This window comes from Saonia sp., from assembly GCF_056326165.1.
This window is the reverse complement of record NZ_JBWFBN010000008.1, coordinates 126,623-141,409: the sequence shown is the minus strand read 5'-3', so window position 1 is coordinate 141,409 and position 14,787 is coordinate 126,623. Positions and strand designations below refer to the sequence as shown.

The window sequence follows — 14,787 nt, the reverse complement described above, 5'->3', positions numbered from 1 at the left end:
AATTTACTACAAAGTATTTTTAACAAATGAGTGAACTTTTAATTTACGTATTGATAGGTCTAGTATTTCTTGTAGGCGGTTTCTTTTTGGGTAGTTATATTCAAAATCTAAAAACCAAATCTAGTCATAGCACTTTGGTGGAAAGAGAACAACTACTAAAAAATTCGCTATCGGTTCAGGAAGAAAAATTAAACTATATCGAAGAGGAAAAAAGCCAACTACATATAGAAAATTCTCAATTAAGCAATCAAATAACACGATATCAAGCTGATTTAGAAAACCTTCAATTAAAGAATACAGAGCAAAAGGAAGAAGTAGAAAAACTGCAAGAAAAATTTACAAAAGAGTTTGAGAATTTGGCCAATAAGATTCTTGATGAAAAAAGTGAAAAATTTACAAAAAGCAATAAAGAAAATATTGAAAACATTCTCAATCCTTTAAAAGAGAAAATCAAAATTTTTGAGGAAAAAGTAGATAAGACCCATAAAGAAAGTATCGATTATCATGCTGCCTTGCGTCAACAAATCTTTGGCTTAAAGGAAATGAACGAACAAATGAGTAAGGAAACCATAAACCTAACCAAAGCTCTAAAGGGTGATAGTAAAATGCAGGGGAATTGGGGGGAATTGGTATTGGAGCGCGTTTTAGAAAAGTCGGGGTTAGAAAAAGACAGAGAATATTCCGTGCAACAAAGCTTTACCAAAGAAGATGGTACAAGAGTTCTGCCAGATGTTATTATCCACCTTCCAGACGGCAAGAAAATGGTTGTGGATTCCAAGGTATCATTAACCGATTATGAAAGGTATGTTAATGCCGAAGATGACCAAAAAGAGAAAAACTTAAAAGATCATATTAATTCCCTTAGAAAGCATGTAGATCAATTGTCTGAAAAGAAATACGAGGACCTATATGAAATGGAAAGTCCAGATTTTGTATTAATGTTCGTACCAATTGAGCCTGCTTTTGCTGTTGCCATTAACAATGACAATAGTCTCTACAACAAGGCATTTGAACAAAATATAGTGATTGTCACCCCTTCGACCTTATTGGCAACATTAAGAACTATTGATTCTATGTGGAACAATGAAAAACACCAGCGTAATGCTATAGAAATTGCCCGCCAAGCAGGTGCGCTTTATGATAAATTTGAAGGGTTTGTAATCGACCTCACAAAAGTTGGTAAAAAAATGGATGAAGCCAAAACCGAATACAAAGGTGCTATGAACAAACTGGTGGAAGGTCGTGGAAATATTGTCACTAGCATAGAAAAGCTCAAAAAAATGGGTGCTAAAGCCAAAAAATCCATTCCAGAACCCATATTAAAACGGGCTCAGGAAGATGACTTTGATGAAGAACCTACAAAACTAAATTTATAAATGCCAAAATATAAATCAGCTAGAGAATCTAGGGTATCCATAACAGAGCTTATGCTTCCCTCCCATTCAAATTTTGGTGGTAAGGTACATGGGGGCCATATTTTAAATTTAATGGACCAGATTGCCTTTGCATGCGCTTCTAAGCATTCACAATGTTACTGTGTTACGGCATCCGTAAACCGTGTAAATTTTTTAAACCCTATTGATGTTGGGGAATTGGTAACATTAAAAGCGTCCATTAATTATACAGGAAAAACATCTATGGTAGTTGGCGTAAGGGTAGAATCAGAAAATATTACTTCCGGAAAAAAGAAGCATTGTAATTCTTCCTATTTTACCATGGTTGCAAAAGATGAGCAGGGCAAAAACATTCCAATTCCTGGGTTACTTGTAGAAAATGAACAAGGAATACGCAGGTTTGCTTGTAGCAAACAAAGAAAAGAAGAAGCCTTTTCTAGGGATACTCAATTTGATGCTTCTAAGTTCAAAGCAAAGGAACACTTGAAATTGCTAAAAAAAGAAAACCTTAAGATTGCTCTAAAGTAACTTCTTTTGCTGCGGCCAAATCCAAAAACCAATATAAACTACCAGAGGTAGGCTTTACCAATGCTGCTGGATATAATGTAGCCGTTTCCTCTTTGTTAATGATTTCCCTTATTTTTTCTGATTTACTATCACCTGTAACCAAAAAAGCAACTTCCTTGGCATTGTTAATTACTTTACCTGTAATTGTTACACGTCTTTGTCCAGAATCTGGGTGTATGGCAACCTCGCAATCATTGTCTGAATCCCACAGATGAATATTATATGGAAAAACAGAAGCCGTATGACCATCATCACCCATTCCCAATATTACTAAATCAAATTGGGGAATGTTATTCTCGCTTGGTAATTTTTGTTCCAGTAGTTCACTATAATTAATAGCTTCATCCTCTGGAATATCTTCACCCTTAACACGATGGATGTTGGTATTGGGAATATCAATTTTACTCAACAAATGATCCACTGTCATTTTATAATTGCTCTCTTCATGGCTCGGTGGCACACAACGCTCATCTCCCCAATAGAAATGAACTTTTGACCAATCAATCTCATTTTTATAATTCTCCGCTAAATAATCAAAAACCACTTTGGGGGTACTACCACCGGAAAGAGCTATGTGAATTATTTCATTAGACTCAATCAACTGAACTAAATATTCTGAGAAAGACTCCGCTACCGCTTCTTTTGAGTTATATACTTTTAATTCCATTCTAAATATTTGGTCGTAATTAATTTTTAAACAAGAACACAAAAATCTGGTTCATCTGCCAATTTGGCCTCAGGATTACGCCACATTCCTATACCATCTATTAAACTATCCGCATTCTGTGGTCCCCAAACTCCAGCTGAGTATCCATACATTCTAACATCCTTTCCATTTTTCCAATACTCCAAAATAGGGTCTACAAACTCCCAAGCGGCTTCTACTTCATCTGCTCTAGCATACAAAGTGGCATCACCCTGCATAGCATCCAAAAGTAAACGCTCATATGCATCCATTACTGTAGTTTCCTCTAAGCTGGAATAATAAAAATCCATATTGGCGCGCTCTACTTTAAAGCCTTGACCCGGAACTTTTACACCTATTTTAACCAAAATACCTTCGTCTGGTTGTATCCTAATAATCAGTTTGTTTGCTTTACTACTCAAGTCCGAAGACTGAAATAGTTGATGGTGCGGAGATTTAAAATAAATAACAACCTCCGTAACCTTAGTGGGCATACACTTAGCTGTGCGCACATAAAAAGGAACATCTTGCCAACGCCAATTGTCCACAAAAAATTTAATTGCAGCGTACGTCTCTGTGGTAGAATTTGGGTCTACTCCATCCTCTTCCCTATATCCTTTAACTTTTTTACCATTGATTTTAGAGGCTATATATTGTGCTCTAATTGTATTATCAAAAAGGGTTTGTTCATCTCGCATAATACGCAAAGACTTTAATGCCTTTACCTTTTCATTACGGATATCGTCTGGTTTGTCACTAATTGGTGGTTCCATCACAATAAGGGATACAATCTGCAATAAATGGTTTTGAAACATATCTCGCAAAGCACCAGATTTATCATAATAGCCACCTCTTTTGCCTACCCCAACACTTTCTGCATTGGTAATTTCTATATGATGAATGTAATTTCTGTTCCAAAGTGGTTCAAAAATACTATTGGAAAAACGTGTAATCAATAAGTTTTGTACCGTTTCCTTTCCTAAATAATGATCTATTCTATATATCTGGGATTCTGCAAAATAAGTTTGAAGCCCTTTGTTCAATTGTTTTGCCGTTTCTAAGCTATATCCAAAAGGTTTTTCCACGATTAAGCGTTTCCATCCATCTGTTTGATTATTTAAATCTTGATCCGCCAAATTCTTCGCAATGGCTTCATACAACTGCGGAGGTGTAGATAGATAGAAAATTAGGTTTCCTTCTGTGTTATATTTGTTGTCAAGATCAGAAATCCTTGTTTGCAACCTCCCATAATAGGTGTCGTAGTTTTCTCCCAAGTCTTCATAAAAAAACTTGTCTGCAAATTCCTTTACTTTCTCCTTAGAAACATTTTTTATCTTTTCTTTTAAAAAAGGACTCTCATCAATAACCTTTTTCCTAAAGCCGCCATCTGTAAGGTTACTTCTACTAGCGCCAAGAACTATATAGTTTTCTGGAAGTTGACCCGCAATAAAGAGATCGAATATAGCTGGCACTAATTTTCTTGCAGTAAGGTCTCCCGAAGCGCCAAAAATCACCAGCATTTGATTGTCTGTTTTTCTCATTAATCAGAAAAGTTAACTATGTTATATTTCTTTAACAAGGTGCAAAAGTCGCTATTTTTAGTTTAAATTTGATGTTTTAAACCTCGGAATTTAGTGATTATTTCTGGTTTCGTTAGAGATGGCTCATTTGCCAAGAAGAATGTTAAATAAAAAGTAATTTTAAAAAATATGTCAGACGTAAAGTATGATTTTGGATTGGTTGGTCTTGGTGTAATGGGTCGTAATTTTATTTTAAATGTGGCTGATAATGGATTTACCGCTTATGGTAATGATTTGGATGAAGAAAAAGTAAGTGCTCTAATTGAGGAAGGCGGAGATACCAATAAGGTAAATGCCACTTCTAATGCAGCAACTTTTGTTGCAGCATTGAGTACTCCAAGAAAAATTATGCTTTTGGTTCCTGCTGGCAAAATTGTGGACATTGTAATTGAAAGCCTTTTGCCACTTTTAGACAAAGGAGATATTATAATTGATGGTGGAAATTCCTTCTATACAGATACAGACCGTAGGGAAGCTTATTTACAAGAGAAAGGAATCAATTTCTTTGGTTCTGGAGTTTCTGGTGGTGCTAAGGGTGCTCGTAGAGGGCCAAGTATTATGCCTGGGGGAAATAGAGAAGCCTACCAAAGTATAAAACCCATTTTTGAGGCTGTATCCGCTAAATTCAAAGGAGAACCCTGTGTTGCCTATTTGGGGCCAAAATCTGCAGGAAACTACGTAAAAATGGTGCACAATGGTATTGAATATGGTTTAATGCAACTGACATCTGAAATCTATGACTTATTAAGAAAAGTAGGTGGGCTTAACAATGATGAACTGCATGAAGTATTTAGCACATGGAATAAAGGCAGATTGCAATCATTTTTAGTTGAAATTACCTCAGAAATATTTAATCAAGAAGACGATAAAGGTGATGGTAGGCTGGTTGATAAAATTCTGGACAAGGCCAAACAAAAAGGAACGGGAAAATGGACTAGCCAAAATGCCATGGATTTAGGGATTCCCGTGCCAACTATAGATATTGCTGTGAGCATGAGAGAAATCTCTGCCCTTAAAGAAGAACGTGTGTTGGCAGATTCTTTGTACGACCGCCCTACCCCTACTGCTGTTGATAAAGCGGAATTAATAAAAACGGCAGAAGAAGCCCTTTATTTCTCTTTTATCTCTGCCTATGCGCAAGGATTGCACCAACTTTTAGATGCCTCCAATGAATATGGCTATGAATTAGACTTGGCGGTAATTGCCAAAATCTGGAGAGCAGGCTGTATTATTAGGGCAGAATTATTGGAAGATATTACCAAAGCATACCAAGCTGACAAAAAGCTGGCAAATCTCTTACTGGCACCAACTTTTGTAGAAAAAGTGAAGGCTACTGTTGGTTCTGCAAGAGAAGTAGTTGCATATGCTGCTAAAAATGGAATTCCGCTTCCAGGGGTTTCTAACTCTCTTACTTATTTTGATGCCTATACCTCAGAAAAACTACCATTAAATTTAATACAGGCACAACGTGACCATTTTGGCTCACATACCTATGAAAGAACAGATATGGAAGGTATTTTTCATACAGAGTGGGAGTAGTTGGCTAAAAAGTAAATAAACCATTATTGTTTTGATTAAAAGAATCTCATCCTTTTTAGGATAGCTTGTCATTTCGAATGAGGCACGAAGAAGAATCTCAAAATAGTAATAGATTTCTCATCACTCGTTCCTCGTTCTGCTGAAATGACCATGCACAAATTAAATGGAAATTAAAGTGACTACAGCCTAAAATGGATAAGCTTAAGTTTTTACTAAAAGATTTACTAGCTTCGTAAGTGCTCACATAAAAGATATATAGATCATATGATTTATATTCAATTTGCAAGCGGAAAAAAATGACAGACCATTACGAAATATCACTCAATATACTTCATCGACTATTGCACAAGTCTGGTAATAATCATTGGGCTAATTGGATTAAGAAAGATATCGAATTATGGAATAAAGAGAAAAGTGTAAAACATCATTTAGGAGCTTTTGGAGGAATGGGCTCAATTAATGATTTATGGGTAGGAGGAGAAGATAAATCTGGGATATGGGAGAATTTGATTTTTGAGAAAGTAAAAAATCTATCTTGGAATTTAGCAAAAAGAAGAATTAAAGAAGCACCAAAATCCGAGGAATTCTACAGAAATGGAAATGGTCAAATGAGTGGATGGCGTTGTAGAAATTGTGGACTATCAAGATTAAATGAAAATAAAGTTGAATATCATTTATCAAACAAATTTTTACCCAAAAAAATCGTTCAATTAGTTAAGAGTGAAAAATTAGAAAATTTGTTGCCAATTGAGAGTTGGATAAAGGATTTAGAAATAGAAACGGAAAGATTGAAAATCATTGATTCTTTAAGAGAAACCAACATACAACTGGGAAAAAATAGTTCTTGGTTAAAGGTCTGTCCAAATTGTAAAAGCAATGATGTTTGTGTCTACAGGTGGGAATATGATATTGCAAAAAATGAAATAGTTGAATCATCAGATAACTTAAAATTAAAAAGAAGCCAGCATACAACAACGCGTAAAACGATAATAGCCTCCATTCGTCGGCTACTACGTTTACGCTAACCGATGATGTCGAATACACCTGCAGCGTAGAACACATTCAATTGTAGCTAATCTATTAAAGAATACCATAAAACAATGCCCAAAACCGAATACCGTATTTATGTTATAGAACTCTCTAAAAAGGTATTCACAGAAAATAGAAGATTTAGGGAAGCCAATCCTCAATTTAACGGTATATTGGAATGTTTGTATGTGGGCATGACGAGCAAAACACCCAAAGAGCGTTTTGCACAGCATAAGACAGGTTTTGTAAACAAAAAAGGGTATAAGCTATCCTCCAACATTGTACAAAAATATGGTTCTTACCTACGTCCTAGCCTGTACAACCATATCCCGCCAATAACCAACCGTGCAGAAGCGCTTAAAATGGAAGAAACCTTAGCTTTGGAACTGCGAAGAAAACGATATGCCGTTTGGTTTAATTAAGTGAAAATTTCATTTAAAACCTGATAAATGACAGTTTTTATGGTCACTTAAATTCTTTCCTTTATGTCATTAAAAATTTAAATAAACAATAGATATGACATTTATAACAGAACAAAATCCAGGTGAGATTAAAGTATTTTTCAACGAACCAACATCTGGTAAGGTTTCATTGGCAGAAATGGGGTTAAAAGATGAGGACTTAGTATTTGATGGTGGTTTAGTAAGAATTGTTTTTGATTTCGAGAATATTGGCAAACATCAATATTACCAAGTTCCAAGCATAGCATTTTCTTATTCTGAAGACATGGGAGAAACACATTGGCAATGTGATTTTAACCAAACGACTATTTTGGACAAATATGACCACCACGGACATTCTACAGTAGTCCTATTAAACCGAAAAAAGCTGGCGGAGTTGGAACACCATCATAAAAACGCATTGGTATTACATGCAGAGTTTCCAAAAAATGTACAGTTATTAGCGAATGAATCCCATGTTCATTTTTTTAATTGAATCTATTCTTAATAGTAAACTAACTAAACTATCATTATGAGGTGTATGGTATTTTTCTCAATCCATACACCTTTTTAAATTTACTCTATAATTAGGTCTACTACCACAAATACATTTTCCCTTTTTGAACAGGGTATTTCTTATCTTCTTAATTCCAAAAATGATTCATGTAATTGTTTAGTAAATTCATAATTACTAGAGCCAAAACCACCATTATATTATAAATTTTAACGCAAAAATCAAATAATTTGTAGAATAGTGCAAAATTTACATATCTTACCTAAGTAAATTAATGGGTAAAACCATCTAGGGTTTGCCTACATTAATTTAAAAAGTGATTATTCCAAATAAATAAAAACCATTTATGCTTGATTTAGTTATTGTACTCGCTTTTATTGTCTATGCCATTTATTCTGGATTTAAATCTAAATCCAAAGCAGGTGAAAATCTACAAGAATATTTTTTGGCTGGAAGAACGGTAAAAGGATGGCGTGCAGGATTAAGTATGGCTGCAACACAATTTGCAGCAGATACACCGCTGTTGGTAACGGGCATGATTGCTACAGGTGGTATTTTCTTGGTCTGGAGATTGTGGATTTTTGGTCTCGCATTTTTAATAATGGGTTTGGTTTTAGGAGCGCAATGGCGTAAATCTAGTGTTATTACAGATGCTCAGCTGGCCGATTTAAGGTATAGCGGTAAAGGAGTAACTCTTTTAAGAGGTTTAAAAGCCATATATTATGGCACCGTAATAAATTGTACGGTTATGGCCATGGTCTTAGTGGCTGCCATGCGTATTGCAGAAGCCTTTCTTTTTTGGAATCTTTGGTTGCCAGAATCCATATACCAGCCCATACATGATTTAGTTGCTTCTACAGGGCTTGCTGTAGTTGGGGGAGATGTCTCTTTAGACCCTGTGATTTTAACAACCAACAACCTTATTAGTATTTTCCTGATTTTAGCTTTTACAACTATGTATTCCACTACTGGTGGTTTACGAAGTGTAATTGCAACAGATATTACCCAATTCTATTTTGCCATGGTGGGCACCTTAATTTATGCTGGTTATATTTTATACCATGCTGGTGGTATTGGGGGTATATTAGAAAAGATAGAGCTTATATATGGTGATGTTCGTTCTAAGGAATTATTATCATTTACGCCAAATGCAGAAGATGCCATAATGCCTTTTGTGGTTCTTTTAAGCCTCCAATGGTTATTTCAAAAAAATAGTGATGGCACAGGGTACCTGGCACAGCGGATGATTGCTTGCAAAACGGATAAAGATGCCCGTACCGCGGCTATGATTTTTACATGGGTACAGGTATTGCTACGCAGTCTTATTTGGTTAGTTATCGGTGTGGGCCTATTGGTTATTTACCCATATGATTTGGCAGAAACAACCGAGGTTGGTTTTACAGCTGCTAGAGAACTTACTTTTGTAAATGGTATAAACGATATGCTCCCTATGGGAATAAAAGGAATTATGCTTACTGGACTTCTGGGAGCATTGGCATCCACTATTGACACTCATCTTAACTGGGGTTCTAGTTATTGGAGCAACGATATTTATCAGCATATAATTTGTGAAAAATGGTTAAAAAAGAAACCCAAGAGCTCGGAGTTGGTCTGGGTAGCTCGTTTATCCAATTTTTTAATTCTTTTTATAGCATTGGCCGTCATGTTTAATCTAGGGTCTATACAGGAAGCATGGTATATTGCACTTGTTTTTGAATCTGGTATCGGTGCAGTTTTACTAATGCGCTGGCTATGGGAAAGAACAAACCTATTTTCGGAAATTTCGGCTATTGTTGCCTCCTTAATACTTGCTCCTTTAGTTCTTCTTTATGTTGATGAACAATGGATGCAAATCGCAGTAATGGCAGCCGCATCTACAATAATAGTAGTTACTGTAACCTTGCTTACCCCAAGGAATAGTCCAGAAAAATTAAAATCATTTTACAAAAAAGTTAACCCATCTGGTTTTTGGAAAAGCACAGCTATTGCCATGGGAGAGAGTCCAGCAGCTCCTATGAAGAGGTTTAAGAAAAGTATGATAGACGTACTTTTTACAGCCATTTCACTTTTTACCCTATTGGTAGGTCTTGGTAAACTTATGTTTAGACACAGTTCCGAAAGTATTACACTAGCCGTGATACTAACCGTAATTGGCCTTGCCATGGTTCCTCTATGGTACAAAAGGGTATACGGTAAAGATGCTATGCACAATACTGAAGTTGAAAATACTTAAACAACTACTTACTTAAATACATTTTCCTTCTAGAATAGAGCGTATAGAATTCGTCATCTTTTAGACTATCAATAAATAAGATGCTTTCACCTGTACTCTTCATTTCTGGTCCCAAATTCTTGTTCACATTAGGGAACTTATTAAAAGAGAATACCGGTTGCTTAATGGCATAGCCTTCTAATTGCGGATTGAATTTGAAGTCCTTCACTTTCTTCTCTCCCAACATCACCTTGGTAGCATAATTTACATATGGTTCTTTGTATGCTTTTGCAATAAAAGGAACGGTTCTAGAAGCTCTTGGATTAGCTTCTATGATATATACCATATCATCTTTTATAGCGAACTGTATGTTAATTAAACCTACTGTATTCAATGCCAAGGCTATTTTTTTGGTATGATCCTTAATTTGTTGCATTACAAACTCACCCAAATTGAAAGGCGGTAAGGTGGCATTGGAATCCCCAGAGTGAATTCCACAAGGTTCAATATGCTCCATAATACCAATAATATAGACATCCTTACCGTCGCAAATAGCATCGGCCTCAGCTTCTATTGCTCCATCCAAATAATGGTCTAATAGCAATTTATTGTTGGGTATTTTTCTTAATAAATCAACTACATGCTCTTCTAGTTCTTCTTTATTGATGACAATTTTCATACCCTGGCCACCTAGCACATAGGATGGTCTTACAAGCAATGGAAAATCCAACTCATCAGCCAATACAAGAGCTTCATCAGCAGTTTCTGCAACTCCAAATCTTGGGAAAGGAATTTTATTTTCCATTAACAGCTTGGAAAAACTTCCTCGGTCCTCTGCTAAATCCAAAGATTCATAACTAGTACCTATTATTTTAATTCCGTATTTAGAAAGCTTTTCGGCAAGTTTTAAAGCTGTTTGACCTCCAAGTTGTACAATAACCCCTTCTGGTTTTTCATGCTGAATTATATCGTAGATATGTTCCCAAAAAACGGGTTCAAAATAGAGTTTGTCAGCTGTATCAAAATCAGTTGAAACGGTTTCTGGGTTACAATTAATCATAATGGTTTCATAACCACATTCAGCGGCTGCCAATACACCGTGTACACAACAATAATCAAACTCTATTCCCTGTCCTATTCTATTTGGACCGGAACCAAGAACTACAATTTTCTTTTTATCAGTGACTATACTATCATTGGCAACATACCTTTCACCATCAGATGTTTCAATTTCTTCCTCAAAAGTGGAATAGTAATAAGGAGTCATAGCCTTAAATTCTGCAGCACATGTATCAACCAGTTTATACACCCTATTAATACCTAATGAAGAACGTTTTTTGTGGACTTCACTCTCGTAACAATCCAACATATGGGCAATTTGCCTATCCGCAAAACCTTTTTGCTTAGCCTCTAACAAAAGTTCTCTTGGTAAAGATTCTATGGTATATTTTGATATTTCTTTTTCTAAGAAATGTAACTCCTCATATTGTTTAAGGAACCACATATCAATTTTGGTGATTTCATGGATTCTACTCAACGGAATTCCCATTTGGATTGCATCATAGATAACAAATACTCTGTCCCAACTTGCAACTCTTAGTTTCTGGATAATTTGGTCGTAATCCTTGTAACCTTTCCCATCTGCACCAAGTCCGTTTCTCTTTATTTCCAATGACTGTGTGGCCTTATGCAATGCTTCTTGGAAAGAACGACCAATGGCCATTACTTCTCCCACCGATTTCATCTGGAGGCCCAAGCTCCTATCAGAACCTTCAAACTTATCAAAATTCCAGCGTGGAATTTTTACGATAACATAATCCAAAGTTGGCTCAAACAAAGCCGAAGTAGATTTTGTAATCTGATTATCCAACTCATCTAAATGGTAGCCAATCGCTAATTTGGTTGCAATTTTAGCAATGGGATATCCTGTTGCTTTTGATGCCAACGCTGACGAACGGGAAACCCTTGGATTAATTTCAATAGCAATAATATCTTCTTTCTCATCTGGGCTTACAGCAAACTGAACATTACAACCGCCAGCAAAATCACCAATGCTTCGCATCATTTTAATGGCCATATCCCTCATTTTCTGATACGTTCTATCAGACAAGGTCATAGCCGGTGCTACGGTAATAGAGTCACCTGTATGGATTCCCATAGGATCCATGTTTTCAATAGTACATATAATAACTACATTGTCATTTTTATCACGCAATAGCTCCAATTCGTACTCCTTCCAGCCCATTAAGGCTTTATCTATCATTACCTCATGAATAGGTGAAATTTCCAGCCCACGGCTCAATAATTCATCAAAATCTTCTGGCTTATAAACAATAGATGCTCCAGCCCCTCCTAAGGTATAAGATGCCCTTATTACTAAAGGGAAACCAAATTCTTGGGCAATTTCTTTACCCTTTAAAAAAGAAGTAGCGGTAGCCTGTGGCGCCATACCTATTCCAATCTTCAACATTAACTCTCTAAACTTCTCACGGTCCTCAGTAATGTTGATAGCATCAATATCAACTCCAATAATTTCTACGTCAAAATCTTCCCAAATTCCTTTTTCATCGGCCTCAATACATAAATTAAGTGCCGTTTGCCCTCCCATTGTTGGCAATACTGCATCTATATTTGGATGTTTTTTTAGTATCTCAATAATAGATTTTGTAGTTAATGGTTTTAAATACACATGATCCGCCATGGACGGGTCTGTCATAATAGTTGCCGGGTTACTATTAATTAATACAGTTTCAATTCCATCTTCCGTTAATGAGCGTAAGGATTGCGATCCAGAATAATCAAATTCACATGCTTGCCCAATGATAATGGGGCCTGAACCAATAATTAAAACTGATTTTATATCTTTTCTTTTCGGCATTTTCTTTATTGTGTTATAATTTTAATCAAAAAAAAGGTGCTACTTTAAAAAAGTAACACCTTTAATATTTAGAAAATAATTCTATCATTTATTTTTTATGTCTCAGCTCTGAAGATACAGTTAATTTCTTTCTTCCTTTTGCTCTTCTTCTAGCAAGAACCTTTCTACCATTGGCTGAAGCCATACGTTCTCTGAAACCATGCTTGTTTCTTCTCTTTCTTTTTGACGGTTGGTATGTTCTTTTTTGTCCAGGCATTTTTTAATCCTTAATTCGTTATTAAAAATCTTAAAGGCTATCCCTCAAAATCTGGGCGCAAATATACGAAGAGTTTTTGCTTTCCCAAACGTATTTAAAAAAATATTTTAGGATAGTTTTATTACTTTTGCATGCGTGTTTTTTGGTACGTTCTAAAACACATATTTAACGTTAATTAAGAATAACATAATTATTCATGTTCAATAAAAACATAAAACTTGTCATTGCTGGCCTTATAATTGCCTATGCCGTATATCAATTTATTGAAGGCTTCATTGGAAATGGAATCTTTTTCCTTCTCCTTTCTGGTATCTTTATCTTTCTATATTTTAAAAATGAAATTATTTTGATGTCCTTTTTAAGAATGAGGAAGCAAGATTTGGATGGTACACAAAAATGGTTGGCCAAAATTAAAAACCCAGAAAGTGCACTTGTAAAAAAACAACAAGGTTATTACAATTACCTACATGGAATTATTTTTTCTCAAAAGAATCTTACCCAAGCAGAAAAGTATTTTAAAAAAGCCTTGAAATTGGGATTAAGCATGGATTATGATGTTGCCATGGCTAAATTGAGTCTTGCGGGTATTGCCATGCAAAAACGTAGAAAGCGTGAAGCAACAACCCTTTTACAGGAAGCCAAAAAATTAGATAAAAACAATATGCTAACGGATCAAATAAAAATGATGCAGCAGCAGATGAAAAAAATATAACCTCTATTTTTATTTAGATACTTTATAATAGCCTTTTACAGGAATTTCTATAACATACTTCTTTCGAGAGGTATTATTTAAGTGTGGCTCTCTTAACCAAGGATTGTGTCTTTTCAATATTTTATAGTTAATCTCATAAAGATTAGAGAAATCAGCAAAATTAGCTATTGGCTCATCAATTTCCACATTGAAAGTAGGCACAGAAGTATACATATCTTCCTTTTCAATATCAAAACCATATTTATCTGGACTATTTAGAATTTCTTTTATAGCCATGATTCTAAACATATAACGTCCAGTTTCTTGCCCTAAAAGAAGACTGTAATAATCCTCCGCCTTTTGTTGGCCCATATATTTTTGAATTCCATAAGGACCTCCATTATAGGAGGCAGCAGCCAAAGTCCAACTTCCAAACTTTTCTTTTGATTTTTTTAAATACCTACAGGCAACCTCAGTAGCTTTTTCTATATGATAACGTTCGTCTACGTTTGCATTTATTTCCAAACCATATTCCCTACCAGTTCCTTTCATAATTTGCCAAAACCCTGTTGCGCCAGCTGGAGACACAACATTTTGCAAACCACTTTCTGCTACAGCTAAATATTTAAAGTCATCTGGAATACCATTTTTAGCAAGAATTGGTTCAATGATTGGGAAATATTTATTGGCTCTCTTCATTAATAAAAGGGCGTTGGATTGCCAATAGGTGTTTACCAAAAACTCTCTATCTACTCGCTCCATAACCTCTGGGTCATCCAAAGGAACTGGTTCATTTGCAAAGTTTAAATCTTCAGGGATATCTATAGCCGAAATTCTATAGCCATTATTGGTTTCAATATTTTCCTCAACATCCACAACGGCAACATCTTCTGTATTGTCCTGAATAGCAAAAATTAAGGTGCTTACAACAAAAACCATCCCTAAAAACATTAAAATATTCTTTATAAACTTCATAACTGTGCTTTTATTAACGACTTAAAG

At 35.4% G+C, this 14,787-nt stretch carries 13 protein-coding genes; 8 read left to right on the top strand and 5 right to left on the bottom strand.

Going from position 1 to position 14,787, the window contains the following annotated elements; translation table 11 throughout:
• The first annotated feature begins 26 nt into the window (after nucleotides 1-26).
• Both AC000W_RS08985 and AC000W_RS08980 read left to right on the top strand, forming a co-directional pair.
• Complete coding sequence (locus AC000W_RS08985) at nucleotides 27-1,376, top strand: DNA recombination protein RmuC (protein ID WP_474747706.1); 1,350 nt, start codon at nucleotides 27-29, stop codon at nucleotides 1,374-1,376.
• Nucleotides 1,377-1,922, top strand: coding sequence for an acyl-CoA thioesterase (locus AC000W_RS08980; protein ID WP_474747705.1), 546 nt, complete (start codon nucleotides 1,377-1,379; stop codon nucleotides 1,920-1,922).
• On the opposite strand, the gene pgl is transcribed toward AC000W_RS08980, so the two are convergent.
• Nucleotides 1,903-2,628, bottom strand: a complete 726-nt coding sequence (pgl, locus tag AC000W_RS08975) for a 6-phosphogluconolactonase (protein ID WP_474747703.1) — start codon at nucleotides 2,626-2,628, stop codon at nucleotides 1,903-1,905. The genes AC000W_RS08980 and pgl overlap by 20 nt on opposite strands.
• Before the next feature lie 26 nt (nucleotides 2,629-2,654).
• Nucleotides 2,655-4,187, bottom strand: a complete 1,533-nt coding sequence (zwf, locus tag AC000W_RS08970) for a glucose-6-phosphate dehydrogenase (protein WP_474747702.1) — start codon at nucleotides 4,185-4,187, stop codon at nucleotides 2,655-2,657.
• A 168-nt stretch (nucleotides 4,188-4,355) separates the two neighbouring features.
• Here zwf and gndA point away from each other — a divergent pair, with 168 nt between their 5' ends.
• The 5 genes from gndA to AC000W_RS08945 all read left to right on the top strand — a co-directional run bounded on the left by gndA (nucleotide 4,356) and on the right by AC000W_RS08945 (nucleotide 9,981).
• Entirely contained in the window at nucleotides 4,356-5,765 is a 1,410-nt protein-coding gene (gene gndA / locus AC000W_RS08965; RefSeq protein WP_474747701.1) for an NADP-dependent phosphogluconate dehydrogenase, read from the top strand.
• Between the two features lie 296 nt (nucleotides 5,766-6,061).
• On the top strand, nucleotides 6,062-6,790 hold the full coding sequence (locus tag AC000W_RS08960) for a DUF6966 domain-containing protein (RefSeq protein WP_474747699.1): 729 nt from the start codon (nucleotides 6,062-6,064) through the stop codon (nucleotides 6,788-6,790).
• Nucleotides 6,791-6,865: 75 nt separating this feature from the next.
• Entirely contained in the window at nucleotides 6,866-7,216 is a 351-nt protein-coding gene (locus AC000W_RS08955; protein WP_474747698.1) for a ribose-5-phosphate isomerase, read from the top strand.
• A 94-nt stretch (nucleotides 7,217-7,310) separates the two neighbouring features.
• Nucleotides 7,311-7,730: a hypothetical protein gene (locus AC000W_RS08950; RefSeq protein ID WP_474747696.1), complete on the top strand. Its 420-nt coding sequence runs from the start codon at nucleotides 7,311-7,313 to the stop codon at nucleotides 7,728-7,730.
• A 364-nt stretch (nucleotides 7,731-8,094) separates the two neighbouring features.
• Nucleotides 8,095-9,981, top strand: coding sequence for a sodium:solute symporter family protein (locus tag AC000W_RS08945; protein ID WP_474747695.1), 1,887 nt, complete (start codon nucleotides 8,095-8,097; stop codon nucleotides 9,979-9,981).
• Nucleotides 9,982-9,985: 4 nt separating this feature from the next.
• On the opposite strand, the gene carB is transcribed toward AC000W_RS08945, so the two are convergent.
• Together carB and rpmH are read right to left on the bottom strand one after the other, a co-directional pair.
• Entirely contained in the window at nucleotides 9,986-12,838 is a 2,853-nt protein-coding gene (gene carB, locus AC000W_RS08940) for a carbamoyl-phosphate synthase large subunit (RefSeq protein WP_474747693.1), read from the bottom strand.
• An 88-nt stretch (nucleotides 12,839-12,926) separates the two neighbouring features.
• The gene (gene rpmH, locus AC000W_RS08935) at nucleotides 12,927-13,094 is read right to left on the bottom strand and encodes a 50S ribosomal protein L34 (RefSeq protein ID WP_474747692.1); all 168 of its coding nucleotides are present in this window, start codon (nucleotides 13,092-13,094) and stop codon (nucleotides 12,927-12,929) included.
• Nucleotides 13,095-13,290: 196 nt separating this feature from the next.
• On the opposite strand from rpmH, the gene AC000W_RS08930 reads away from it, so the two are divergent.
• Nucleotides 13,291-13,806 (top strand): DUF2892 domain-containing protein, encoded by a 516-nt coding sequence (locus AC000W_RS08930; RefSeq protein WP_474747690.1) that lies wholly within the window; start codon nucleotides 13,291-13,293, stop codon nucleotides 13,804-13,806.
• A gap of 9 nt (nucleotides 13,807-13,815) precedes the next feature.
• Here AC000W_RS08930 and AC000W_RS08925 read toward each other — a convergent pair whose 3' ends face one another.
• The gene (locus tag AC000W_RS08925) at nucleotides 13,816-14,760 is read right to left on the bottom strand and encodes a lytic transglycosylase domain-containing protein (protein WP_474747689.1); all 945 of its coding nucleotides are present in this window, start codon (nucleotides 14,758-14,760) and stop codon (nucleotides 13,816-13,818) included.
• Between the last annotated feature and the right edge of the window lie 27 nt (nucleotides 14,761-14,787).

Bases quoted from the DNA above. Each gene is read 5' to 3' on its own strand.
- AC000W_RS08985 (WP_474747706.1), top strand. From the start codon at position 27: ATGAGTGAACTTTTAATTTACGTATTGATAGGTCTAGTATTTCTTGTA.
- AC000W_RS08980 (WP_474747705.1), top strand. From the start codon at position 1,377: ATGCCAAAATATAAATCAGCTAGAGAATCTAGGGTATCCATAACAGAG.
- pgl (WP_474747703.1), bottom strand. From the start codon at position 2,628: ATGGAATTAAAAGTATATAACTCAAAAGAAGCGGTAGCGGAGTCTTTC.
- zwf (WP_474747702.1), bottom strand. From the start codon at position 4,187: ATGAGAAAAACAGACAATCAAATGCTGGTGATTTTTGGCGCTTCGGGA.
- gndA (WP_474747701.1), top strand. From the start codon at position 4,356: ATGTCAGACGTAAAGTATGATTTTGGATTGGTTGGTCTTGGTGTAATG.
- AC000W_RS08960 (WP_474747699.1), top strand. From the start codon at position 6,062: ATGACAGACCATTACGAAATATCACTCAATATACTTCATCGACTATTG.
- AC000W_RS08955 (WP_474747698.1), top strand. From the start codon at position 6,866: ATGCCCAAAACCGAATACCGTATTTATGTTATAGAACTCTCTAAAAAG.
- AC000W_RS08950 (WP_474747696.1), top strand. From the start codon at position 7,311: ATGACATTTATAACAGAACAAAATCCAGGTGAGATTAAAGTATTTTTC.
- AC000W_RS08945 (WP_474747695.1), top strand. From the start codon at position 8,095: ATGCTTGATTTAGTTATTGTACTCGCTTTTATTGTCTATGCCATTTAT.
- carB (WP_474747693.1), bottom strand. From the start codon at position 12,838: ATGCCGAAAAGAAAAGATATAAAATCAGTTTTAATTATTGGTTCAGGC.
- rpmH (WP_474747692.1), bottom strand. From the start codon at position 13,094: ATGCCTGGACAAAAAAGAACATACCAACCGTCAAAAAGAAAGAGAAGA.
- AC000W_RS08930 (WP_474747690.1), top strand. From the start codon at position 13,291: ATGTTCAATAAAAACATAAAACTTGTCATTGCTGGCCTTATAATTGCC.
- AC000W_RS08925 (WP_474747689.1), bottom strand. From the start codon at position 14,760: ATGAAGTTTATAAAGAATATTTTAATGTTTTTAGGGATGGTTTTTGTT.